We start from the raw sequence: 22,763 nt of genomic DNA on the forward strand, positions 1-22,763 counted from the left end.
ATTATGATGCAAAAGTACGGATTTCAAAATAAAGTATTTTTACTTCTTATTCAAGACAGAATCGGGAACTAATTTAGAGATATCACCACCATTTCGTAATACATCTCTAACAATGCTAGATGATATATAAGAAGTTTTAGCAGCAGTTAATAAGAAAACGGTTTCAATTTTAGATAACTTTCTATTGGTATGCGCAATGGCCTTTTCAAACTCAAAGTCGGCCGGATTTCGTAATCCACGTAAGATAAATTCCGCATTTTCTTTTTTACATAAATCGATTGTTAAGCCAGAGTAAGTAATAACTTTAACCTTTGGTTCGTCTTTAAATGCTTCTTCAATAAAACGTTTTCTATCTTCTAAAGAAAACATATATTTTTTTTCGGCATTAACACCAATGGCAACAATTACTTCATCAAATAAAGAAATACCTCTTTTTATAATATCGTAATGTCCTTTGGTGATAGGATCAAACGAACCTGGGAATATTGCTTTTCTCATAGTTATTCTCTATTAACTTCGTATATATTTTGTTCTTTATACAAATCTTCTATTTCTTTTCTGGAAAATCCATAAACTTCTTTAAAGTGTTTTTTTAAGTTTATTTCTTTTACTCCAGACATTAGGTTTGTTTCCATTTCATTTACAAGTAGTAAAATACTATCTTTTGAAATTTTGTGTACTTTCATTATGGAATAATTTCCAGATTCAGTTTTATAGTGATATAAGTCACCAATTTTCGGTTCCTTAATATATATTTCTTCATCTTCTTTATTTTTCATGTTCATGAAAAACGTAAATAATAATACTCCAGCTAATATAGAAGCGCCACTATACATCCATATTGGATATTTTGAATTGCCTCTTTCAAAATCTTGATTTAATTTATTAACTATATTTTGTGGTAATTCACCTGATTCAAAAGTTCTTTTGCAAGAATCACATTCAGTAATGCTGACTTTTTTATAAGGAATAAATGGAATCCAATATATATGAGCATATTTTCCGAAAACAGAATATGTCATTGAAGTATTCTGTTCGCAATTTGGACATTGAACATTAATTATTTTTCCATTTTTAATACTTTTAGCATTTGTACCGTAAAAAATCATATAATTATATTTGAGAATATTATTTATTTAAAGCCAATTCAATAGCGTTTTCAAACAATTCAGGCAACGAAATTCCAGCTTCGCGTGCTTGTTGTGGTAAAATACTTTCAGTAGTTAAACCTGGAATGGTGTTCATTTCTAACATGTGAGGTTCGTTGTTAACGATAATAAATTCACTTCTCGAAAAACCTTTCATTTTCAAGACTTCATAGGCTCTTTTAGCAACTGTTTCTATTTTTACTTTTAGTTCTTCCGAAATTCGAGCTGGCGTAATTTCTTTAGATTTTCCCAAATATTTTGCTTCGTAATCAAAAAAGTCGTTTTCTGATACAATTTCGGTAATAGGTAAAACCGTAACATTTCCCTTATAATTGATTACTCCAACAGAAACTTCAGTTCCGTCAAGGAAACTTTCTATAATGATTTCGTCATCTTCTTTATAAGCGTTTTCAATAGCTGGTAGAAATTCTTCTTTCGTTTTTACTTTCGAAATTCCGAAACTAGAACCTGATTTATTTGGTTTTACAAAACAGGGTAATCCTACTTTCGCTAGAATTTTGTCAACATTAATTTCGTCGCCCAAATTCAAATAATACGATTCAGCAGTTTTTATTCCGTAAGGTTTTAAAACCGAAAGCATATCGCGTTTGTTGAATGTTAACGCGGCTTGGTAATAATCACATGACGTTTGAGGAATATTCAATAATTCAAAATAAGCTTGCATTAACCCATCTTCACCAGGTGTTCCGTGAATGGCATTAAAAACAACATCAAAATTAATTTTGTTACCATTTATAGTTACCGAAAAATCGTTTTTATCAACTTGAAATTCAGCGTCATTTTCATCCACATAAACCCATTTTTCTTTAAAAATATGAATTCGATACGGATTAAATTTAGCACGATTAATATTGTTATACACAACATTTCCGCTGGTTAACGAAATTTTGTACTCGCTAGAGTAACCTCCCATGATAATGGCAACGTTTTTCATTTTGAATTCTAAAAGTAATACACAAAATTACATTATTTATTCATATGTTGTGATGAATTAAACTATTCTTCAAGAAATATTTTTTTAATTGTAACGTTTTAAAGAAGTATGAAATGATATAGAATTGCAATGCAAATTCTTTATGATTTTTATATCTTTGTCAAAATATCATAGGGTATGAGCTTATTTAAATATGTAACCAGTAAAACTTTTTTCACTCAATTGGCTATTGCAATAGCAATTGTGGTGGTTTTTACATTTATTGTTATTCAGTTATTAGCATTTAGAACAAATCATGGTCAGGAAATTAAAGTGCCTGATTTATCTAAAATGAAATTAGAAGTTGCTGAAGAAAAGTTGAACGATTTAAATTTGAATATATTTCTATTAGATACAGTGGAATATAATGCAGATTATCCACCTTTCTCTATTTTAGAGCAAGATCCTAAAGCTGGAAGTTTTGTAAAAGATGGTAGAAAAGTTTATGTAAAGCTAAATGCGGGTGAGTTTACCGAAATTACAATTCCAGAATTTAAGGATAAAACATTCCGACAAATTTCAGCTACAATTAAATCTTTAACTTTGAAAGAAGGTAAGATTACCTATAAACCTCACATTGCTAAAGATGTAGTGTTGCAAATTTACCAGAACGGAAGACGATTAAGAGCAGGTGATAAGGTAAAGAAAAATTCTACTTTGGATTTTGTTTTAGGGGATGGAAAAGAAGTGTTTAATGAAGATACGTTTAGTTCAGAAGAACCAGCAGATACATTAGCACCAGTAGAAGAAACACAACCAGAAGAATTTAAACAAGGAGATGACGGATTATAATGTAGGAACCGAACTCGAAGATGAGTTATACGAACATCATCGTTTTGAAGCAAGTAAAGGACAATCTTCCTTACGTGTGGATAAATTTTTGATGAACATGATTGAAAATACCACTAGGAATAAAATTCAACAAGCGGCTGAAAAAGGCTCAATTTTAGTGAATGATGTTCCTGTAAAATCAAATTATAAAGTTAAAGCAGGTGATGTGGTGCGTTTGGTGTTAGCTCATCCAACTTACGAGCAGTTATTAACGCCAGAAAATATTCCATTAGACATTGTTTATGAAGATGATCAATTGTTGGTAATTAATAAACCCGCAGGAATGGTCGTACATCCTGGTCACGGCAATTATTCAGGAACTTTGGTTAATGCATTAGCCTATCATTTTGAAAATTTACCCATGAACAGTTCAGAACGACCAGGTTTGGTTCATCGAATTGATAAAGACACTTCCGGTTTATTAGTTGTTGCAAAAACAGATGTTGCAATGGCTTATTTAACCAAACAATTTGCTGAAAAAACTTCGGAAAGAGAATATATCGCATTAGTTTGGGGAAATATGGAAGAAGATGAAGGTACTGTGGAAGGAAATATCGGTCGACATGATACGAATCGCATGCAAATGGCAGTTCATCTCGATGAAGATAAAGGTAAACCTGCAGTTACCCATTACAAAGTTTTAGAGCGTTTTGGTTACGTTACTTTAGTTTCGTGCCAATTAGAAACAGGGAGAACCCATCAGATTCGCGTTCACATGAAGCACATTGGTCACACTCTTTTTAACGACGAACGTTACGGGGGCGATGCTATTTTAAAAGGAACCACTTTTACCAAATACAAACAGTTTGTTGATAATTGTTTTAAAGTGTTACCAAGACAAGCACTTCATGCTAAAACATTAGGTTTTGAACATCCTATTACAAAAGAATTTTTACGTTTTGATTCTCCAATTCCACAAGAATTTCAAGAATGTATCGATAAATGGCGCGTGTACTCAAAAGCGCAAACCTTTATTGAAGAATAATATTTAGAACCAATTTTTTATTGGCATACATCTTGAACTACTTGAGTAGAATTACATGTTGATTTATTATTTTAACTACTGATTTTCAATTTGTTAAATTTTAAATCAATAAATTTGAACCGATTTAAAAGAATCATAAACTGACAAAAAGACCTTATTTATAAATATGCCACAGCAAAAAATACTAGCACTTGACAATTTGTCACTTCAAGAAATGGATCCAGATGCGGAATTGATTCCGTTGATGACGCCTGAAGATGAAGAAGAAATGAACAACGAGGCATTGCCCGAAGATATTGCTATTTTACCTTTACGAAATACTGTTTTATTTCCTGGTGTTGTTATTCCTATTACAGCCGGAAGAGATAAATCAATTAAATTGATTAATGATGCTAATGCCAAAGGTAAAATCATTGGTGTAGTAGCACAAATTGATGAAAATGTAGAAGAACCTACTCCTAATGATGTTCATCACATAGGAACTGTAGCTCGTATCATGCGCGTTTTAAAAATGCCTGATGGAAATACAACTGTTATTCTTCAAGGAAAAAAACGTTTTGAAATTGATTCCTTTACTCAAGAGGAACCATATTTAAAAGCTACTATCAAAGAAGTTCCTGAAGAACGTCCTGATAATAATGATGTTGAATTTAAAGCGATTGTAGAATCAATTAAAGATTTGGCTATCCAAATTATCAAGGAGAGTCCGAATATTCCAACAGAAGCTACTTTTGCAATTAAAAATATCGAAAGTAATCCGTTTTTAATCAATTTTGTTTCTTCTAACATGAATCTTTCAGTAGAAGAAAAACAAGAATTACTATCAATTCCAAATTTAAAAGACAGAGCACTTGAAACGTTACGTTTCATGAACTTAGAGCTTCAAAAATTAGAAGTTCGCAACGATATTCAGTCAAAAGTGCGTTTTGATTTAGACCAACAACAACGCGAATATTTCTTACAGCAACAAATGAAAACCATTCAAGAAGAATTGGGTGGCGTTTCGTATGAAGCCGAAATTGAAGAAATGCGTGCCAAAGGGAAAAAGAAAAAATGGGACGATAAAACAGCGCAACATTTTGAAAAAGAATTGTCTAAGTTGCAACGTACCAATCCAAATTCTCCAGATTTTGGTATTCAACGTAATTATATTGAGTTGTTTTTAGAATTGCCTTGGAATGAATTTACCAAAGATAATTTCGACTTAAAACGCGCTCAAAAAATTCTAGATAGAGACCATTACGGTTTAGAGGAAGTAAAAAAACGTATTATTGAGCATTTGGCAGTTTTAAAATTGCGAAATGACATGAAATCTCCAATTTTATGTTTGTACGGACCTCCAGGGGTTGGTAAAACATCAATTGGGAAATCCATCGCTGAAGCTTTAGGAAGAGAATACATCAGAATGTCGTTAGGTGGTTTACGTGATGAAGCGGAAATTCGCGGTCACAGAAAAACCTATATCGGAGCTATGCCAGGACGAATTCTACAAAATATTAAGAAAGCAAAAACATCAAATCCGGTATTTGTTTTAGATGAGATTGATAAATTATCTTCAAGTCATAACGGAGATCCATCATCGGCTTTGTTGGAAGTTTTAGATCCAGAACAAAACAAAGAATTCCACGATAATTTCTTGGAATTAGGGTACGATTTATCAAAAGTGATGTTCATTGCGACTTCAAATAGTTTATCCACTATACAGCCAGCACTTCGCGACCGTATGGAAATTATCGAAATGACGGGTTATACCATTGAAGAGAAAATCGAGATTGCGAAAACGCACTTATTACCAAAACAATTAAAAGAACACGGATTAACGGCTAAAGATTTACAAATTGGTAAAAAACAATTGGAAAAAATCGTAGTGGGTTATACGCGTGAATCAGGTGTTCGTGGTTTAGAAAAGAAAATCGCTCAAATAGTGCGTCATGCTGCAAAATCGATTGCTATGGAAGAACCTTACAACGTGAAAGTTTCCGATACTGATATTTTAGAAGTATTGAAATCGCCACGTATGGAGCGCGATAAATACGAAAATAACGATGTAGCAGGAGTTGTAACAGGTTTAGCTTGGACATCTGTTGGAGGTGATATTTTGTTTATTGAATCCTTAATTTCAAAAGGAAAAGGAGCGATGACGATGACAGGGAATTTAGGAACCGTCATGAAAGAATCGGTTACGATTGCTTTAGAATACATTCGTGCTAATGCAGAAGATTTAGGAATTAATCCAGAAGTTTTAAATAATTTCAATATTCATATTCACGTTCCAGAAGGAGCAACGCCTAAAGATGGCCCAAGTGCCGGAATTGCGATGTTGACTTCTATGGTGTCTTCATTTACTCAAAAAAGAGTTAAGAAAAGTATTGCTATGACTGGAGAAATTACCCTTCGTGGAAAAGTCTTACCTGTTGGCGGAATCAAAGAAAAGATTTTAGCAGCAAAAAGAGCAAACATCAAGGAAATCATTTTGTGCAAAGAAAACAAACGTGATATTGAAGAAATCAAACCGGATTATATAGAAGGTTTAACCTTTCATTATGTAGACAGAATGAGCGAAGTTTTAGAGATCGCCATTACGAATCAAAAGGTCAAAAATGCTAAAGTTTTAGAAGTTAAAAAGTAATTATAAAACAAATACAGTAGGAACTCTCAATAATTCATTTATTGGGAGTTCTTTTTTTGTTTCCTAACTGATATAATTTTATCTTCGCAGTTGCGTTATAAGTAAGAATAACAACAAAAAATGCTAAGAAAACTCGTATTCCTTTTTACTTTTCTTCTATCGGCTTCCGTTTTTAGCCAAATAGGAGGTCAGGCAGTATATCAGTTTTTGAATTTAGCACAATCGCCTCGACAAGCCGCTTTAGGTGGAAAAACAGTTACAGTTGTAGATTATGACGTGAATCAAGCGTTTTATAACCCAGCGACTATCAATGCCGATATGCACAATCGATTGTCGGTGAATTATGGAAGTTATTTTGGAGAAGTTTCTTATGGAACTGCAGCTTATGCCTATACGTACGATCGTCATTTGCAAACTTTTCATGCCGGAATTAGTTACATCAATTACGGAAGTTTTGAAGGAAGAGACGAATTGGGTAATTTAACTTCAGATTTTACCGGAAGTGAAGCAGCATTATCTTTAGGGTATGCTTATAATTTGCCTTGGACGGATATGTATATAGGTGCTAATGCAAAATTAATATCTTCTACTTTAGAAAGTTATAATTCTTGGGGTGCTGCCGTTGATTTAGGGTTTTTATATGTGGATTATGATAACGATATTAATTACGGATTATCAGTTCGAAATCTTGGATTTCAATTGAAACCCTATGAAAATACGAATGAAAAATTGCCACTTGCTATAGACGCTGGAATTTCGCAATTGATGGAAAATGTTCCCATTCGTTGGCATGTAACTTTTGAAAATTTACAACAATGGAATATTGCTTTTTCAAATCCGAATAGAGCTCAAAGTAATTTAGACGGAACTGCGACAGAAGAAAAAGTCTCGTTTTTTAATAATGCATTACGTCATATAATTTTAGGTGCCGAATTATTTCCTCAAAAAGGGTTCAACATTCGATTGGGTTATAATTTTAGAAGAAGTGAAGAATTACGCATCTTAGAACAACGTCATTTTTCAGGAATTTCTGTTGGTGTTGGAATTCGTTTTGGGAAAATTAAATTTGATTATTCGTATTCGAGATATACAGTGGCAGCCAATACCAGTTTGTTTGGTTTGATGATTGATTTGGAGTAGCATTTGAGTGATTAGTCAAGAGGAATTAGTGATTAGTGATTAGCTTAAATTTGTTTTATTCATTTGATAATTGTGATTTAGTTAAATTTAAAAAGTATTTTAATGAAACATTTTATATTACTAATCTTATCATTTTTAATTTTTTCTTGTGATGATTTAAAGAAAGATTATTCATTTAAGGGGAAAGATATTAATATGGCAGAAGATGGTTCTCCTTTGCATCATCCAAATTATGATTCTGTTGAGAAGTATCGATCATCCATAAGAAATTTGGAAAAACAAGTTTTAAATGATTCAACTGTAATTAAGTTTAATATTTATTCAGATTGTTGTCGAAATCCAAAGGATAATGTGAAATATTCTAATGATACAATTTTCATTTTTTCAGAATTTGAAAAAGGTTATTTGTGTGATTCTTATTGTGAATACTTATTTGAATATCATTTTCCAAATAAAACGATTAAGGATAAAAAAATAATTGTAAGATAAAGTTATGTAGAATAAATATTCTACTTTTAATAAACATGAAAAAAATTACCATAGCAATAGACGGTTTTTCGTCAACAGGGAAAAGTACATTGGCCAAGCAATTGGCTGCAGCATTAGGTTACGTGTATGTAGATACGGGGGCGATGTATCGTGCAGTAGCGTATTTTGCGATGCAACATAACTTGGTTTCAGAAACGCATTTAGATACTGCTGGTTTGGTTGCGCAATTACCAAATATCAATTTGCGTTTTCAATTCAATCCAACTTTAGGATTTGCCGAAATGTATTTGAACAACGAAAACATCGAAACACAAATTAGAACCATCGAAGTTTCACGTATGGTGAGTAAAGTGGCCGAAATTTCAGAAGTGCGTGCAAAATTAGTCGAGCAACAACAAGCCATGGGTAAAGACAAAGGCATAGTAATGGATGGAAGAGACATCGGAACCGTAGTTTTTCCTGATGCCGAGTTGAAATTATTCATGACCGCAAGTTCGAAAACCAGAGCGCAAAGACGTTTTGATGAGTTAGTAGAAAAAGGACAGCACATTACGTTTGAAGAAGTGCTTCAAAATGTAGAAGAACGCGATTATATTGACACACACAGAGAAGATTCGCCACTTGTAAAAGCTGATGATGCTATCGAAGTAGACAACTCAAGCCTTACCAAAAAAGAACAATTTGAATTGGTTTTGAATTTGGTGAAAGAGAAGTTGTAGAACCTTTTTTGTCATTTCGACGTAGGAGAAATCACATAAAGTATAAAATGACTAAATCAGATTTCCAAAAATATCTAGTTAAATCAAGCATGTATGCTTTTGAATTCGCAAAGAAATATGTGAATAATGAGCTATTAAACAATTTTAAATATGATTTAATTTTAAATGCTTCCATGGATGAAAATTGCAATGCTAAATTCGATCTTTATCCTGAAGATAATGGTGTGGTAAAATTAAATTTAACTGAAAATGAGGTTGTTGATTTTTTGTGTAGAAAAGAGAAAGTTCCTGTTTGGATTGATATTAATGTTTTGAAATCTGAAGAAAACACTACAATTTTTAGTCTATTATGTTCAGGAAGATATACTGATATTGATGAAGAATTGTATTATTACAAAAGAGGAACTGGTCCATTTGGAATAAAAAGTCCAATTTTACCTAACAAATACATAGAAGGTCAAAAGTTTTATCTGTAATCTTAACTATTTCCCCTGTTTCGCTTTCTCTTTCGCTTGTTTCTTAAAATACCCTCTAAACAAGAAATTGTGTTTCAACGCTTCTAAATCTTCGTTTAGCTTGATACTCGCTTTATTCAAATTGGTCATCGTTGAATCGATTTGTTGTACTAATTTTGGATCATTTGAAAGGTAATTTAATGCGCCTTTTCCATCTTTTACATTGGTAATAGTGGCATTTAAATTGGTCACTACTTTATCAATTTCATTACTTGATTTTTCTAAATTAATGACGATTTTTTTCATTCGATTGGCTACAACGGTATCGTTCAAAGTACCGATAACATTGTCTTTTCGGTTTAATTCGGTGATTAATTTATTCAAATTCGCTACGGATTCTGATGTTCCTTTAGTTGTAAGGTGTAAATACTTCATCGTCTCTTGAAGATTTTTTGACATTGTGGTATCTTGAATCAACATTCCAACCGTTCCTTTTCCTTGTGTGATTTCTTGTGTAATTTTTAATAAATCAGCCGTTAACATGGCGGCATTTTCATTGGTTACATTTAATGTCTCAAGCATCGCATCGGTTCCAATTCGACTATAGGATTGAATGGTGTCGCCATTTTCAACTTTTTTCGCCACACCTTTTCCAGGAATAATATTGATAATCATGTTGCCCACCAAACCATCCGAACTAATCGTAGCAATAGCGTTTTTCTTGATGTGCTCCATGATTTTGTTTTCAATTATCATGTGTACATTTATGGTAGTATCGTTAATCATTTCAATGGTTTTTACCGTGCCAATATCAATTCCAGCATAACGAACGTTGTTTCCGGGTTGCAATCCATTTACATTAACAAAAACCGCTTTTAATTGCGAAGTATTGCCAAATATATTTTGCTTATTACCAATAAAATATATGGCAGCTAAAAATACAAGCGTACTGATAATTACAAAGATTCCGAGTTGTATTTTTTGTGAATTTGTCTTTTCCATCTTATTTTTATTTAAAAAAAGCTTGCACTTTTGGATCGGTTGAATTGGCTAATTCGCCAAACGTTCCTTCTTTATAATTTACACCATCAATCAATAAAATCATACGATTGGCAATTACTTTCGCACAATCTACATCATGCGTAATGATAATTGATGAGGTGTTGTATTGTTTTTGTATCGAATTCATCAAAAGTACAATTTCTTTTGATGTAATTGGGTCTAAACCGGTTGTAGGTTCGTCGTATAAGATAATTTTCGGTTTTAAAATCAAGGTTCTAGCTAAAGCAATTCTTCGCTTCATACCGCCTGAAAGTTCATTCGGCATTAAATCAATCGCATGGGCTAAACCAACACTTTCCAACGCTTCCATCACCAAAGGAGTTGTATCTTCAATAACGCCAAATTTTTTCGTATGACGACGCAGTGGAAACTCTAAATTTTCTCGAACCGACATCGAATCGTACAACGCGCTTCCTTGAAATAAAAATCCGATTTCGGTGCGTAATTCGTCTAAATCTTCTTGTTCGAGTTTGTTGATTTCCTGATTCATCACTAAAATCGAACCGCTATCAGGCTGTTCTAAACCAATCACACATTTAACCATCACCGATTTTCCCGAACCTGATTTTCCCATTACAACCAAATTCTCTCCTTCAAAAAGATTCAAATTAAAACCATTCAAAACCACATTGCTACCAAATTGCTTGTGCAAATCTTTGATGGTGATAATCGCATTTTTAGTTGGAGTTGTCATGATTAATCGTAAAAAATGTTGGTTACAAATACCGCTACAAAGTCAATAATAAATAACAGCATAGACGTATAAACTACTGCAGAATTTGCCGCTTTTCCTACGCCAGCCGTACCTTTTTTACAGTTGTAGCCTTTGAAGCAACCCACTAATCCAATTGCAAACCCAAAAAAGAAGGTTTTGATGGTAGCCGGTACAATATCGCTGTATTCTAAAATAGTAAAAACCTGATTGAAATATAAGGTAAACGACACATTTCCTTTGATGTTTTCTACTAAATACGAACCGTAAATGGCAATGAAATCACCTACGATTACTAATAACGGCAACATCAAAGTAGTTGCTAGGATTCGGGTAATGACTAAAAATTTAAAAGGGTTGGTTCCCGAAACTTCCATGGCATCAATTTGTTCGGTTACTTTCATAGAACCTAATTCGGCACCAATTCCTGAACCAATTCTTCCCGCGCAAATTAAAGCGGTGATGATGGGGCCAATTTCACGAATAATAGAAACACTCACCATAGACGCCATCCATGAAACAGCACCAAATTCCTGCAAAGTAGGACGTGATTGTAGTGTAAATACCAAACCAATGATAAAACCCGTAACGCTAACTAACAACAAAGACCGATTTCCAATATAAAAACACTGACGCAAGAGTTCTTTGAATTCGTAAGGCGGTTTCCAAAATTCTTTGAAAAAACGCCCTGCAAAGTAGGAGAGTTCGCCCACTTCGATGAGGAAGTTTTGTAAAGCTTCAGTAAGATTATCGAAATATTTTTTCATGAAGCATCTTAATTACAATCAAATATAGTGATTTTTAATCAGATAGAACATGATATTTGTAAGAGTTGTAGTAAAAAATTGGAGTTGTGGTGGAGTTGGATTTTTAGCTTTATGACAAGGATTAGAAATCTGAGCTATCAGTTTTTTTAATCTTATCTTGTTCTTTATTCTGATTGTATTTTTCAATATCGCGTTTTGCTTTATTTCCGTATTTACGGGCATAATAGGCTCCAATTAAAACCACCATAAGAAATAAAATTTGTTGTGTCATTGTAGTGATTTTTGTAATTGATTTTCAAATTATGGTAACAAAAAAAATCTCCAACCGCTCCAATATTCATTGTAATTCTCTTCAAAGCTTTTCAATTCATGAGATTTTGGAAGTTTTTTACTTTCAGCAAATTTATTGTAATCGGTTTCAGTTTGAAATTCTTCTAACTTTTCTGAATCAATATCATAAACAAAGTAATCGTTTTGATAACTAAAAAAATCACTATCTAAATTACCACATAAAGTGTTGTTTACTATTTTAAATCGTGTCAAATAAATATCATTGTCTTCGATACTTTTTATGTTGTCTAATTGAGCATATTTTGTCCAATTTATATTACTGATTTCTTTTGTAAAGCTGATTGGAATTCTAGCACTATCGCCTAAACCATGGTAACCGTAAGGTGTAAACATATAAAATAAGAGAAATAATGAAATAGATAACCAAAGTCTTTTTTTGTTTTTTAGCCAACTTTTAATCCACTCAGGTTTTTTATTTTCTGGAATTAATTTATAGATATAATATAAAATTGTAGCGTAGATAAAACCTAAAATAGTAATTTTTATAAGTTCAAATAGAAAGTGACCTAATGATTCCATTAATTAATTCTTGAAAAATGTATTGCTCAAATATAATCAATTTTTCCTACAAACCCTTTCCAAGTTATCAACAAAAAATCCGATCTGCTTTCACAAATCGGATTCTATATGTAGATATAAAGGTATGGTTTATGTATTTTAATTCGAATTTATGAGCCAATTAAAAACATTGAGATGAATTATACCACTTCTGTTCTGAGTAAAATTATCAGTTGTAAGGAGAAATTTTGGATAGTTATCCTTAATTTTTTCTAATGAACTAAATTCTCGTTCTATTGTTTTATCACTATTCATTTGCCATGCTACTTGATAATATTCAATTTCTCCTGTTTTTGTTTTACATACAAAATCAACTTCATTGTTTCTGGTTGTACCTGTCCAAATTTTATTTCCTCTTCTAAGTAGTTCTAAATATACTATGTTTTCTAAAATGTGTCCTCTTTCTGTTGTCCGTTCTTTACCAACTAATACATTGAGGAATCCCATATCTACTAAATAATATTTTTCTTGTGTAGCAAGTTGTTTTCTCCCTTTTAAGTCAAATCTATTTACTTTATAAAATACAAAACTTCCTACCAAATAGTCTATGTATTTTTCCACTGTTGCATGATGGATACTTTGTCCGTCTTGCTTTAAAATATTTGATATATTGTTAGGTGATAATGCGTTACCAATATTTGATGCTACAAATTTTAAAATATTTTCAAATGCTCTTTTATCGTTAATTTTATGGCGCTGGGTTATGTCTTTTTCAATAATAGTTTTATAAATTGCTTCTAAATATTCATAAATTTTGTCAAATCCAGCATCACGAAGGTCTATTCCTTTTGGTAGTGATGTTTCATTAATATAATCAAAAAATAAAGTCTCATAATTCAAATACTTATTTTTTGTATCAATATTTCTTGCCGTTAAATATTCATTAAAAGAAAATGGTAATATAGAGATTTCTATATAACGACCACTTAATAAAGTTGCTAATTCGCTACTTAACAAATAGGCGTTAGAACCTGTAATATAAACATCAACATTTTGTGATGCAAAAAGCCCATCCACTAATTTTTCAAATAATGGGATATTCTGAACTTCGTCTAAGAAAATATAATTTGGTTTGTTTTCTACAAGTTTCGTTTTAATTTCAAAGTAAATAGTGTCCCAACTTTTATTGACATAATTTTCAGGTAATTCAAAATTGTAAAATTGGATTTGTTTTTGTTCAATTCCATTTTTAAGTAGTAGTTCCCTGTATATTTCCAATAAAGTAGATTTTCCAGATCTTCTCAAGCCACTGACAACTTTAATAAGATCTTTATCTTTGTATGAAAATAATTTATCTATGTATTCTTTTCGATTTGTATAATTTTCCATATTTCAAAGATAATAATAATTATCGAAACTTGTAAAAAAAGAAAATTTCGATAATTAATTATTTTAGAGATTTGATTTTTAAAGATTAAAAAATCCGACCTGCTTACACAAATCGGATTTCGTTTTAAGATTTTATTTTGGTTTCTTTAAAGGCAATTAGAATTTCATTTTCATTGGAATATACATAATTTTCAGGTTCTGAATTTTCTCCTAAATCAAAATTGACACTTGATACTTGAAGTATTTCGCCATTTTCAAATTTTAAAATTATTTCGATGGGTTTCTTTATTTTTTGAGTTTGCATAGTGTAATCAATAATTTCATGAAACTCTTTACACTTGATTTTTACATCGATGATTTTTTTATTAATTAAATTGAAAATTTCAGGAACTTCATTTGGGGTTAATTCATATTCATTTTCATGCGTATAATTTTTTTGAAAAGGTTCTGAATTTAATATGTACTGATCAAAATAAGAAGAAAATCCAAAGCATAAATATCCTTTTGGTAAATGAAATTCAATACCTCCATCAATCATATATTCACGCTTATTTTTTATGTCATAAAAAGTGTTATTTATTTGAAAAACCTTGATAGAAAGAATCTGTTCATTAAGAAATAGTGCTTTATAGCGTTCAATTTCTTCATCAGTTATCGAGTAATAGGGAGTTTCATCCACATCTTCCATAAGTCTTTTTCTCATTTCAAGTCTTTCGATTTTATCTTCTTTGAAAGCTTTAATGAGATAAAAGAATAAGACAGCAAATAAAATTATAAAGAAAAGTTCGAACATGATTTTTAGAAAGTTTATTTGGGATATTTTTTGTTTTTTCTGATAAGTTTCATTAATCTCTCCATATCTCGAGCTTTTTTGAAATTATCAATTGGGTTTGTAGTAATTCTTGCTGATTTTCCATAAAAAGCAACAATACCCATAAGAAAAACAAGAAAGCCAATAACTTTTAAACTAAACCCATCAATATGATTTTCACTAACAGCATGTATTCTATGACTGAATCTATGGCTTGTAGATGAAAAATGATAATAGTCCATTACAAATCCCAGAAGGAAAAGTAGTAAGCCACTAGCATATAATAATTTAGCGATGTAATTTTTCATTTTATAAAAATAATAAATCCGACCTGCTTACACAAATCGGATTTAATCTATTTTTATAAAATCTATTTTTTTTCTATATACTATAAGTGAATTACTTCACCGTAAGCATCAGCAACCGCTTCCATAACCGCTTCACTCATGGTTGGGTGAGGGTGAACTGCTTTTAAGATTTCGTGTCCTGTTGTTTCTAATTTACGCGCTACAACTGCTTCTGCAATCATATCGGTAACACCGGCACCAATCATGTGGCAACCTAACCATTCACCGTATTTCGCATCGAAAATTACTTTTACAAATCCGTCTGGAGTTCCAGCAGCTTTTGCTTTTCCAGAAGCTGAGAATGGGAATTTACCCACTTTGATTTCGTATCCTTTTTCTTTTGCTGCTTTTTCTGTTAAACCTACAGAAGCAATCTCTGGAGTAGCATACGTACAACCTGGAATGTTTCCATAATCTAATGGTTCAACATGCATTCCTGCAATTTTTTCCACACATAAAATACCTTCCGCCGAAGCCACGTGTGCTAAAGCTTGTCCTGGAGTTACGTCACCAATAGCGTAGTAACCTGGAACATTTGTTTGGTAATACGCGTTAACTAAGATTTTATCTCTATCGGTAGCAATACCTGTTTCTTCTAATCCGATGTTTTCGATGTTGGTTTTAATTCCAACCGCCGATAATAAGATATCTGCTTCTAAAACTTCTTCTCCTTTTGCAGTTTTAACGAATGCTTTTACTCCATTTCCAGAAGTATCAATTCGTTCCACAGAAGAATTCGTCATTACGTTGATTCCTGCTTTTTTCAACGAACGCTCAAATTGTTTTGAGATGTCTTCGTCTTCCACTGGAACAATGTTAGGCATGAATTCTACAATAGTAACTTCAGTTCCCATTGCGTTATAGAAATGAGCAAACTCAACTCCAATCGCACCAGAACCAACAACTATCATTTTCTTTGGTTGCTCAGGTAATGTCATTGCTTGGCGGTATCCGATTACTTTTTTACCATCTTGAGGTAAGTTTGGTAATTCGCGAGAACGCGCTCCTGTTGCAATGATGATATGATCTGCTGAATATTCAGTAACTTTTCCGTCAGCAGCAGTAACGTCAACTTTTTTTCCTGGTTTTACTTTTCCAAAACCATCAATAACGTCGATTTTATTTTTCTTCATTAAGAATTGAACTCCTTTGCTCATTCCTTCTGCAACCGAACGCGAACGTGCAATTACAGCATTGAAGTCTTTATCAAATTCTTTAACGGTTAATCCGTAATCTGAAGCATGTTTTAGGTAATCAAAAACTTGAGCTGATTTTAATAATGCTTTCGTTGGAATACAACCCCAATTCAAACAAATTCCACCCAAATTTTCTTTTTCGATAACGGCTACTTTGAAGCCTAATTGTGATGCTCTAATAGTAGTTACATAACCACCAGGACCACTTCCTAAAACTATGATATCGTATTTCATTTTTTATAAAGTATTTCAGTTTTATTTATAAGTTGCGAATTTAAGGAATTATTTTAAAAGTTTAAACGCAAATCCCGAAATTTCGGGACGCAAAGTTTTACGCAAAGAAACGCATAGGAAATCTGTGATTTATATTCAAGTTCAAGGTCAAATTCAATTTCAAGTATAAAAGTGTAACGTCCGAAGCTTCGGACTCTGTGTAGCTCTCAACACAAATCAAATTAAAAAAACTCTATGAATCTCTGTGTAAAAAAGATTAACCGCAAAGTTTGCAAAGTTTTACGCTAAGAAACGCAAAGTAAAACAGCGATTATCTTTTTAATCTGTGTTATCCGCGTTCTAAAAACTTATCACTTGTTCAAAAGATGCTTAGCAACATGACAAACTGTGACTGAGACTGAAGACTGCGACTTACGGAACTACTCAACCTCCACAGCAAACTGCGAATCGTACAATTTCTTATAATAACCATTTGGCTTATTCACCAATTCGCTATGTGTTCCGAATTCTACGATTTGCCCTTTATCCATTACAATGATTTTACTCGCGTTGATTACAGTCGCTAATCGGTGAGCAATTACGATAGAAGTTCTATCTTTAGTAATGGTTTCCGTAGCTTTTTGAATTAGTTCTTCAGAATGTGTGTCGATTGACGAAGTCGCTTCATCCAAAATTAAAATACTTGGATTACTCACGTATGCTCTTAAAAAGGCAATCAATTGGCGTTGGCCAGAAGAAAGCATTACACCACGCTCCTTAACGTTATAATCGTAGCCTTCAGGTAAGCTCATGATAAAATCGTGCACCCCAATTTTCTTTGCTGCAATGATTACATCTTCTCTAGTAATCGCTTCGTTATGTAGTGTAATATTGTTGTAAATGGTATCCGCAAATAAGAAAACATCTTGCAATACAATCGCAATTTGCTTACGAAGACTTTCTAAAGTGTATTCGTTAATATTACGATTATCAATAGTAATTTCGCCCGAATCAATTTCGTAAAAACGATTCAATAAATTGATGATAGTCGATTTTCCAGCACCGGTACTTCCTACAATAGCAATAGTTTCGCCAGGTTGTACTTCTAAATTAATGCCTTTTAAAACTTCTTCATCTTTAATATAGCTAAAACGAACGTCTTTCAATTGAATGAATCCTTTAAAATGTGAGGCTTCAACTGTTCCTTTGTCTTGAACGTTTTCGTCTTTTTCTAAAATTTCAAAAACTCTATCTGCAGCAATAATTCCCATTTGCATTACGTTGAATTTATCAGCAATTTGGCGTAATGGGTTGAATAACATGTTGATTAACATTGTATAAGCGAATAAATCTCCAACAGTGGTTAATGTGTCACCATTTATAATGGAAATTCCAGCGTAATAGACAATCGCACCAAGAGTTAACGATGAAACAATATCAGCAATAGGGAAGAAGATGGAGTTATACAAAATATTTTTCAACCAAGCTTTGTTGTGCTTTTGATTGATTTCTTTAAATTTTTCAAGTTCAATCGCCTCTCTATTAAACAATTGTACAATTTTCATTCCGGTTAATCGCTCTTGTACAAAAGTATTTAGGTTGGCTACTTCGTTTCGAACTTCGTTAAAAGCCACTTTCATTTTCTTTTGAAAAATATCAGTAGCGTAAATTAAGACTGGCATGGCCAAGAGTACGATTAATGATAATTTCCAGTTCATGAAGAACATGATTCCTAAAATCACAATCATTTTAAGCACATCACTTACAATCATAAACAAACCTTGACTGAAAATACTAGCAATCGATTCAATATCCGAAACCGAGCGCGTTACCAATTTCCCAACAGGTTCATTATCAAAATACTTCATCTTAAACGAAGTGATATGATGGAATAATTTATCGCGAATGTCTTTAATAATGTCTTGTCCAAGCCAATTTGCCCAATAGGTAAAGTAAAATTGTGCTAAAACCTCTAACAAAAGTACAACTGCCATTAAAACTACATAGAGAAGTAATCCGTGTTTATCTTCAGGTTTGATGTATTCGTCTACCGTTTGTTTCAATAAATACGGACGCGCTGCAGCGAAAATAGAAAGTAAGATAGCCCAAACGATTACCCAATTGAACCTTTTTTGGTAAGGCTTCGCATAGAGCAATACTTTTTTTAATGAATTGGATTTAATGAGCTTCATTTATCTATTTCTTTATTCTTTGTTCTGTTTTCTAAAATCTATTTTCTATAATCAATATATGGATATTTTACTTTCACCAAATACAATCCGTGTGCTGGAACTGAAAATCCGGCTTTTCCTCTGTTTTTACTTTCGATGATGGTGCGTAAATCAGCGACTTCTATTTTGCCTAAACCAATGTTTACCATAGTTCCCACAATAGCTCTCACCATATTGCGTAAAAATCGATCAGCAGTGATGGTAAAGATAAGCTGATTTCCTGATTGTTTCCAATGTGCTTCCGAAATTTTACAATTAAAGGTATTCACATCGGTATGTACTTTCGAAAAACACTCAAAATCAATGTATTCGAATAAAATTTTACAGGCTTCATTCATTTTATCCAAATCCAAATGATGGGAATGATACCAACTTCCATGAGTAATAAACGCATCTTTAAATGTGTGGATGTAATATTCGTAAGTTCTCGAAGTCGCATCAAAACGCGCATGAGCATCATCAGCTACTTTGAAAAGACGATACACTACAATCGACGGCGGTAAAAACGAATTCAATTTGTGTGTCCAATAGTCGGAATCCAATTCCAAATTACTTTCAAAATGCGCATACATTTGCTTGGCATGTACTCCTGAATCAGTTCTTCCGGCACCTACGATGGCGATAGTTTCTCTGAAAAGGGTAGAAAGCGCCTTTTCCAAAGTTTCCTGTACCGAAGCGGCGTCAGGCTGACTCTGAAATCCGTGAAAGTTTTTTCCGTTATAGGCAAATTCTATGAAATATCTCAAAATTGGCTTTTTCGTTTTCTTAAATAGCTTGCAAATTTACAAAATTCAAAAGTAAAGTTCGTTTCAAATTGTGATAATAAAAACTTAATTTTGCTTTATGAAGAAAATTCTTTTGTTATCCGATACGCACAGTCACCTTGATGATGCCATTTTAAAATACGTCAATCAAGCTGATGAAGTTTGGCACGCAGGTGATATTGGAAATTTAGAAATCACCGATACGATTAAAGAATTAAAACCACTTCGTGCCGTTTATGGCAACATCGACGATGAAAAAGCGCGTTTAGAATTCCCGTTAAACAATCGTTTTTTCTGTGAAGGAGTTGATGTTTGGATTACTCATATTGGGGGTTATCCCGACAAATACAATCAGGCAATTCGTGCCGAAATCACAAAAAATCCTCCGAAATTATTTATTTGTGGCCACTCGCATATTCTAAAAGTCCAATTCGACAAGAAGTTGAATTTATTGCATATGAATCCGGGTGCTTGTGGAAAATATGGTTTTCACCATGTTCGTACGATGTTGCGTTTTGAAATTGATGGCGATAAAATTCAGAGTTTGGAAGTAATTGAACTAGGAAAGAAATAGTCTTAAGTATTCAGTTGCAGTTTTCAGTCACAGTGTTTAGTTTAAATAAAAAAAATCCGAAACTTTCGAATCGGATTTTTCACGCACTAATAAACTAAGATGATAGGTTTATCGTAATCGATCAACAGATTTTACGAGATCTTCGTCCTTTTTTATTGCCTTGTTGGCCAAGACTAATAAAACGATAGAAATTGCAGGAAGAAACATCCCAATACCCTTCTCAGAAACTTCCGTTTCTCCGGATAAGTTTAGCGAGCGATACACAAAAAATCCTAGTAAAATAAAGTTAAATATCATGTTCAATCTGTTCAATACAAATTGATGTTGTCTCTTTTTAAAATTTAAAATACTAAAAATCGCTAATAATGCTGAAACGACAAATAAAACAATATACAATAAAGATGAAGTAAAAAACACTTCTTTTTTATCGGTTGTTGTCCATAAAGAAAACACAAAAGGCAAAGCGCCCATCGCAATAGCGCTGATAGCCATATAAACCGTTTGAATTCTTTGTATCATTTCAAATTATTTTGTTGAGCAAAAATAGTATTTCTTTTCAATTAAAACTATTGTTATATTCAAATTTATTCGTATTATTGCAATGTATTAGTCGTAAGTACTTCATTCTACGACACCTTACATCTCAAAAAAAATCCATCATTTTTTGTTTTTAACTCAATCAACAATTTTATTCAACTTATATCCATGTTTGATATTGAAGTATTAAAGGAGATGAAACTCTCTGATTTGCAAGAGATTGCAAAAGTTGCGAAAATCAATAAATACCGTTCGCTAAAAAAAGACGATTTGGTATATATGATTTTAGATTTGCAAGCGGCACAACCTGAAGTTATTAAATCAGAAAAAACTCCTGAACCAACGGCTGAAAAGCCTAAAGAAAAAAGAGCAAGAATTGCTCCCAAAAAGGATAATGCTAAACCAACTGTAGAAAAGAAAGATTTGTTTTCTGAACCTGTAAAAGTGGAAGAGAAACAACCAGAGAAGAAAGAAACAGAAGTTTTAGAAGCGGCTCCAAAAACAAGTACAAAATCACCTCGTAAAGATTTTAAAAATAAGAAGCCTTTACCTACTGAAAACAAAGAAGAAGTTACTGCTTCTGAAGAAAAAGCTACAACTGAAACCATAGTAGCCGAAAACACCTCAAAAGAAAAGATTCAGCCTAAAAATCCAAATCATAAAGCGAATCAAAATAATCCCAACCATCCTGATTACAAAAAGAATATTGCTACTGAAGGAACAAATGGTACAAATGGGAATACTAATAAAAATCAGAACCCACATCAGAATAAAAAACCAAATTTCAGAGAACCTGATTATGAGTTCGACGGAATTATCGAAAGTGAAGGTGTTTTAGAAATGATGCCGGATGGTTACGGTTTTTTACGTTCGTCTGATTACAACTATTTAGCATCTCCAGATGATATTTATTTGTCAACTTCTCAAATTCGTTTGTTCGGATTAAAAACGGGTGATACAGTAAAAGGAGTAGTGCGTCCTCCAAAAGAAGGAGAAAAATATTTCCCATTGGTAAAAGTATTGAAAATCAACGGTCATGACCCACAAGTCGTGCGTGATAGAATTGCTTTTGATCATTTAACGCCAATTTTCCCAAAAGAAAAATTCAATTTAGCAGAACGTAGTAGTACTATTTCAACTCGTATTATTGATTTGTTTTCGCCAATTGGAAAAGGACAACGTGGTATGATTGTAGCCCAACCAAAAACGGGTAAAACGATGTTGTTAAAAGATGTTGCGAATGCTATTGCTGCGAATCATCCTGAAGTTTATTTAATTGTATTATTGATTGATGAACGTCCAGAAGAGGTAACAGATATGCAACGTAGCGTACGTGGTGAAGTAATTGCTTCTACTTTCGATAGAGAACCACAAGAGCACGTTAAGATTGCCAATATTGTTTTAGAAAAAGCAAAACGTTTAGTAGAATGTGGTCACGATGTAGTGATATTATTAGACTCGATTACTCGTTTAGCAAGAGCTTACAATACGGTACAACCAGCATCTGGAAAAGTATTGAGTGGTGGTGTTGATGCAAATGCGTTACAAAAACCAAAACGTTTCTTTGGAGCGGCTCGTAATGTAGAAAATGGAGGTTCGTTAAGTATCATTGCAACCGCATTAACAGAAACCGGTTCTAAAATGGACGAAGTTATCTTCGAAGAATTCAAAGGAACAGGTAACATGGAATTACAGTTGGACAGAAGAATTGCCAACAAACGTATTTTCCCTGCAATCGACTTGGTTTCTTCAAGTACGCGTCGTGATGACTTATTATTAGATGAAAATACCATTCAAAGAATGTGGATTATGCGCAAATATTTAGCCGATATGAACCCAGTAGAAGCTATGGATTTCATCCACGACCGTTTCAAGAAAACCAGAAACAACGAAGAATTCTTAATTTCGATGAATGAATAAA

The 22,763-nt window shown here is 32.7% G+C and carries 24 protein-coding genes; 9 read left to right on the forward strand and 15 right to left on the reverse strand.

Translation table 11 applies throughout. The features are described 5' to 3' along the window. Window positions 1-39: 39 nt before the first annotated feature. From coaD to LOS86_RS05245, 3 genes are read right to left on the reverse strand one after another with little or no spacing between them, the layout of a single operon-like run. Window positions 40-498: a pantetheine-phosphate adenylyltransferase gene (gene coaD, locus LOS86_RS05235; RefSeq protein WP_231843571.1), complete on the reverse strand. Its 459-nt coding sequence runs from the start codon at window positions 496-498 to the stop codon at window positions 40-42. A 2-nt stretch (window positions 499-500) separates the two neighbouring features. Continuing rightward, window positions 501-1,109, reverse strand: coding sequence for a zinc-ribbon domain-containing protein (locus LOS86_RS05240; RefSeq protein WP_231843572.1), 609 nt, complete (start codon window positions 1,107-1,109; stop codon window positions 501-503). A 19-nt stretch (window positions 1,110-1,128) separates the two neighbouring features. Further along, window positions 1,129-2,103: a D-alanine--D-alanine ligase gene (locus LOS86_RS05245; RefSeq protein ID WP_231843573.1), complete on the reverse strand. Its 975-nt coding sequence runs from the start codon at window positions 2,101-2,103 to the stop codon at window positions 1,129-1,131. A 177-nt stretch (window positions 2,104-2,280) separates the two neighbouring features. Between LOS86_RS05245 and LOS86_RS05250 the strand changes: the two genes are divergently transcribed. The 7 genes from LOS86_RS05250 (at window position 2,281) to LOS86_RS05280 (ending at window position 9,411) form a co-directional block, all read left to right on the forward strand. Continuing rightward, the gene (locus LOS86_RS05250; RefSeq protein ID WP_231843574.1) at window positions 2,281-2,934 is read left to right on the forward strand and encodes a PASTA domain-containing protein; all 654 of its coding nucleotides are present in this window, start codon (window positions 2,281-2,283) and stop codon (window positions 2,932-2,934) included. Continuing rightward, the gene (locus LOS86_RS05255; protein WP_231843575.1) at window positions 2,921-3,958 is read left to right on the forward strand and encodes an RluA family pseudouridine synthase; all 1,038 of its coding nucleotides are present in this window, start codon (window positions 2,921-2,923) and stop codon (window positions 3,956-3,958) included. Before LOS86_RS05250 ends, LOS86_RS05255 begins: the two co-directional genes overlap by 14 nt. Window positions 3,959-4,124: 166 nt before the next feature. Continuing rightward, window positions 4,125-6,587 (forward strand): endopeptidase La, encoded by a 2,463-nt coding sequence (lon, locus tag LOS86_RS05260; protein ID WP_231843576.1) that lies wholly within the window; start codon window positions 4,125-4,127, stop codon window positions 6,585-6,587. Window positions 6,588-6,707: 120 nt separating this feature from the next. Then, entirely contained in the window at window positions 6,708-7,727 is a 1,020-nt protein-coding gene (gene porQ / locus LOS86_RS05265) for a type IX secretion system protein PorQ (protein WP_231843577.1), read from the forward strand. 102 nt (window positions 7,728-7,829) lie between these two features. Continuing rightward, window positions 7,830-8,216, forward strand: a complete 387-nt coding sequence (locus tag LOS86_RS05270; protein ID WP_231843578.1) for a hypothetical protein — start codon at window positions 7,830-7,832, stop codon at window positions 8,214-8,216. Between the two features lie 35 nt (window positions 8,217-8,251). Beyond that, window positions 8,252-8,935 carry a (d)CMP kinase gene (gene cmk, locus LOS86_RS05275; protein WP_231843579.1) on the forward strand — a complete coding sequence of 228 codons (684 nt, stop codon included), beginning with the start codon at window positions 8,252-8,254 and terminating at the stop codon, window positions 8,933-8,935. A gap of 47 nt (window positions 8,936-8,982) precedes the next feature. Then, complete coding sequence (locus LOS86_RS05280; RefSeq protein WP_231843580.1) at window positions 8,983-9,411, forward strand: hypothetical protein; 429 nt, start codon at window positions 8,983-8,985, stop codon at window positions 9,409-9,411. Between the two features lie 6 nt (window positions 9,412-9,417). On the opposite strand, the gene LOS86_RS05285 is transcribed toward LOS86_RS05280, so the two are convergent. The 11 genes from LOS86_RS05285 to truA all read right to left on the reverse strand — a co-directional run bounded on the left by LOS86_RS05285 (window position 9,418) and on the right by truA (window position 19,713). After that, window positions 9,418-10,392: an MlaD family protein gene (locus tag LOS86_RS05285; RefSeq protein WP_231843581.1), complete on the reverse strand. Its 975-nt coding sequence runs from the start codon at window positions 10,390-10,392 to the stop codon at window positions 9,418-9,420. Window positions 10,393-10,399: 7 nt separating this feature from the next. Continuing rightward, a complete protein-coding gene (locus LOS86_RS05290) occupies window positions 10,400-11,146 on the reverse strand; it encodes an ABC transporter ATP-binding protein (RefSeq protein ID WP_231843582.1) in 747 nt (248 codons plus the stop codon). A 2-nt stretch (window positions 11,147-11,148) separates the two neighbouring features. After that, complete coding sequence (locus tag LOS86_RS05295; RefSeq protein ID WP_231843583.1) at window positions 11,149-11,931, reverse strand: MlaE family ABC transporter permease; 783 nt, start codon at window positions 11,929-11,931, stop codon at window positions 11,149-11,151. Window positions 11,932-12,052: 121 nt separating this feature from the next. Next, window positions 12,053-12,202 (reverse strand): hypothetical protein, encoded by a 150-nt coding sequence (locus LOS86_RS05300; RefSeq protein ID WP_231843584.1) that lies wholly within the window; start codon window positions 12,200-12,202, stop codon window positions 12,053-12,055. 29 nt (window positions 12,203-12,231) lie between these two features. Then, a complete protein-coding gene (locus LOS86_RS05305) occupies window positions 12,232-12,801 on the reverse strand; it encodes a hypothetical protein (RefSeq protein ID WP_231843585.1) in 570 nt (189 codons plus the stop codon). A 138-nt stretch (window positions 12,802-12,939) separates the two neighbouring features. After that, a complete protein-coding gene (locus LOS86_RS05310) occupies window positions 12,940-14,169 on the reverse strand; it encodes an ATP-binding protein (RefSeq protein ID WP_231843586.1) in 1,230 nt (409 codons plus the stop codon). A gap of 124 nt (window positions 14,170-14,293) precedes the next feature. Beyond that, window positions 14,294-14,872 (reverse strand): hypothetical protein, encoded by a 579-nt coding sequence (locus LOS86_RS05315; RefSeq protein WP_231843587.1) that lies wholly within the window; start codon window positions 14,870-14,872, stop codon window positions 14,294-14,296. A gap of 104 nt (window positions 14,873-14,976) precedes the next feature. Continuing rightward, entirely contained in the window at window positions 14,977-15,288 is a 312-nt protein-coding gene (locus LOS86_RS05320; RefSeq protein WP_231843588.1) for a hypothetical protein, read from the reverse strand. An 80-nt stretch (window positions 15,289-15,368) separates the two neighbouring features. Beyond that, window positions 15,369-16,757, reverse strand: coding sequence for a dihydrolipoyl dehydrogenase (gene lpdA, locus LOS86_RS05325; protein WP_231843589.1), 1,389 nt, complete (start codon window positions 16,755-16,757; stop codon window positions 15,369-15,371). Window positions 16,758-17,176: 419 nt separating this feature from the next. Then, entirely contained in the window at window positions 17,177-18,928 is a 1,752-nt protein-coding gene (locus LOS86_RS05330) for an ABC transporter ATP-binding protein (RefSeq protein ID WP_231843590.1), read from the reverse strand. A gap of 38 nt (window positions 18,929-18,966) precedes the next feature. Beyond that, window positions 18,967-19,713, reverse strand: a complete 747-nt coding sequence (gene truA, locus LOS86_RS05335; RefSeq protein ID WP_231843591.1) for a tRNA pseudouridine(38-40) synthase TruA — start codon at window positions 19,711-19,713, stop codon at window positions 18,967-18,969. A 97-nt stretch (window positions 19,714-19,810) separates the two neighbouring features. On the opposite strand from truA, the gene LOS86_RS05340 reads away from it, so the two are divergent. Further along, complete coding sequence (locus LOS86_RS05340; RefSeq protein ID WP_231843592.1) at window positions 19,811-20,305, forward strand: metallophosphoesterase family protein; 495 nt, start codon at window positions 19,811-19,813, stop codon at window positions 20,303-20,305. Between the two features lie 108 nt (window positions 20,306-20,413). On the opposite strand, the gene LOS86_RS05345 is transcribed toward LOS86_RS05340, so the two are convergent. Continuing rightward, window positions 20,414-20,824: a DUF4293 domain-containing protein gene (locus LOS86_RS05345; protein ID WP_231843593.1), complete on the reverse strand. Its 411-nt coding sequence runs from the start codon at window positions 20,822-20,824 to the stop codon at window positions 20,414-20,416. A 186-nt stretch (window positions 20,825-21,010) separates the two neighbouring features. On the opposite strand from LOS86_RS05345, the gene rho reads away from it, so the two are divergent. Continuing rightward, window positions 21,011-22,762 (forward strand): transcription termination factor Rho, encoded by a 1,752-nt coding sequence (gene rho / locus LOS86_RS05350; RefSeq protein WP_231843594.1) that lies wholly within the window; start codon window positions 21,011-21,013, stop codon window positions 22,760-22,762. Window position 22,763: the final 1 nt, after the last annotated feature.

This window comes from Flavobacterium cyclinae (assembly GCF_021172145.1).
Classification (GTDB): Bacteria; Bacteroidota; Bacteroidia; order Flavobacteriales; family Flavobacteriaceae; genus Flavobacterium; species Flavobacterium cyclinae.

Bases quoted from the DNA above. Each gene is read 5' to 3' on its own strand.
- coaD (WP_231843571.1), bottom strand. From the start codon at position 498: ATGAGAAAAGCAATATTCCCAGGTTCGTTTGATCCTATCACCAAAGGA.
- LOS86_RS05240 (WP_231843572.1), bottom strand. From the start codon at position 1,109: ATGATTTTTTACGGTACAAATGCTAAAAGTATTAAAAATGGAAAAATA.
- LOS86_RS05245 (WP_231843573.1), bottom strand. From the start codon at position 2,103: ATGAAAAACGTTGCCATTATCATGGGAGGTTACTCTAGCGAGTACAAA.
- LOS86_RS05250 (WP_231843574.1), top strand. From the start codon at position 2,281: ATGAGCTTATTTAAATATGTAACCAGTAAAACTTTTTTCACTCAATTG.
- LOS86_RS05255 (WP_231843575.1), top strand. From the start codon at position 2,921: ATGACGGATTATAATGTAGGAACCGAACTCGAAGATGAGTTATACGAA.
- lon (WP_231843576.1), top strand. From the start codon at position 4,125: ATGCCACAGCAAAAAATACTAGCACTTGACAATTTGTCACTTCAAGAA.
- porQ (WP_231843577.1), top strand. From the start codon at position 6,708: ATGCTAAGAAAACTCGTATTCCTTTTTACTTTTCTTCTATCGGCTTCC.
- LOS86_RS05270 (WP_231843578.1), top strand. From the start codon at position 7,830: ATGAAACATTTTATATTACTAATCTTATCATTTTTAATTTTTTCTTGT.
- cmk (WP_231843579.1), top strand. From the start codon at position 8,252: ATGAAAAAAATTACCATAGCAATAGACGGTTTTTCGTCAACAGGGAAA.
- LOS86_RS05280 (WP_231843580.1), top strand. From the start codon at position 8,983: ATGACTAAATCAGATTTCCAAAAATATCTAGTTAAATCAAGCATGTAT.
- LOS86_RS05285 (WP_231843581.1), bottom strand. From the start codon at position 10,392: ATGGAAAAGACAAATTCACAAAAAATACAACTCGGAATCTTTGTAATT.
- LOS86_RS05290 (WP_231843582.1), bottom strand. From the start codon at position 11,146: ATGACAACTCCAACTAAAAATGCGATTATCACCATCAAAGATTTGCAC.
- LOS86_RS05295 (WP_231843583.1), bottom strand. From the start codon at position 11,931: ATGAAAAAATATTTCGATAATCTTACTGAAGCTTTACAAAACTTCCTC.
- LOS86_RS05300 (WP_231843584.1), bottom strand. From the start codon at position 12,202: ATGACACAACAAATTTTATTTCTTATGGTGGTTTTAATTGGAGCCTAT.
- LOS86_RS05305 (WP_231843585.1), bottom strand. From the start codon at position 12,801: ATGGAATCATTAGGTCACTTTCTATTTGAACTTATAAAAATTACTATT.
- LOS86_RS05310 (WP_231843586.1), bottom strand. From the start codon at position 14,169: ATGGAAAATTATACAAATCGAAAAGAATACATAGATAAATTATTTTCA.
- LOS86_RS05315 (WP_231843587.1), bottom strand. From the start codon at position 14,872: ATGAGAAAAAGACTTATGGAAGATGTGGATGAAACTCCCTATTACTCG.
- LOS86_RS05320 (WP_231843588.1), bottom strand. From the start codon at position 15,288: ATGAAAAATTACATCGCTAAATTATTATATGCTAGTGGCTTACTACTT.
- lpdA (WP_231843589.1), bottom strand. From the start codon at position 16,757: ATGAAATACGATATCATAGTTTTAGGAAGTGGTCCTGGTGGTTATGTA.
- LOS86_RS05330 (WP_231843590.1), bottom strand. From the start codon at position 18,928: ATGAAGCTCATTAAATCCAATTCATTAAAAAAAGTATTGCTCTATGCG.
- LOS86_RS05340 (WP_231843592.1), top strand. From the start codon at position 19,811: ATGAAGAAAATTCTTTTGTTATCCGATACGCACAGTCACCTTGATGAT.
- LOS86_RS05345 (WP_231843593.1), bottom strand. From the start codon at position 20,824: ATGATACAAAGAATTCAAACGGTTTATATGGCTATCAGCGCTATTGCG.
- rho (WP_231843594.1), top strand. From the start codon at position 21,011: ATGTTTGATATTGAAGTATTAAAGGAGATGAAACTCTCTGATTTGCAA.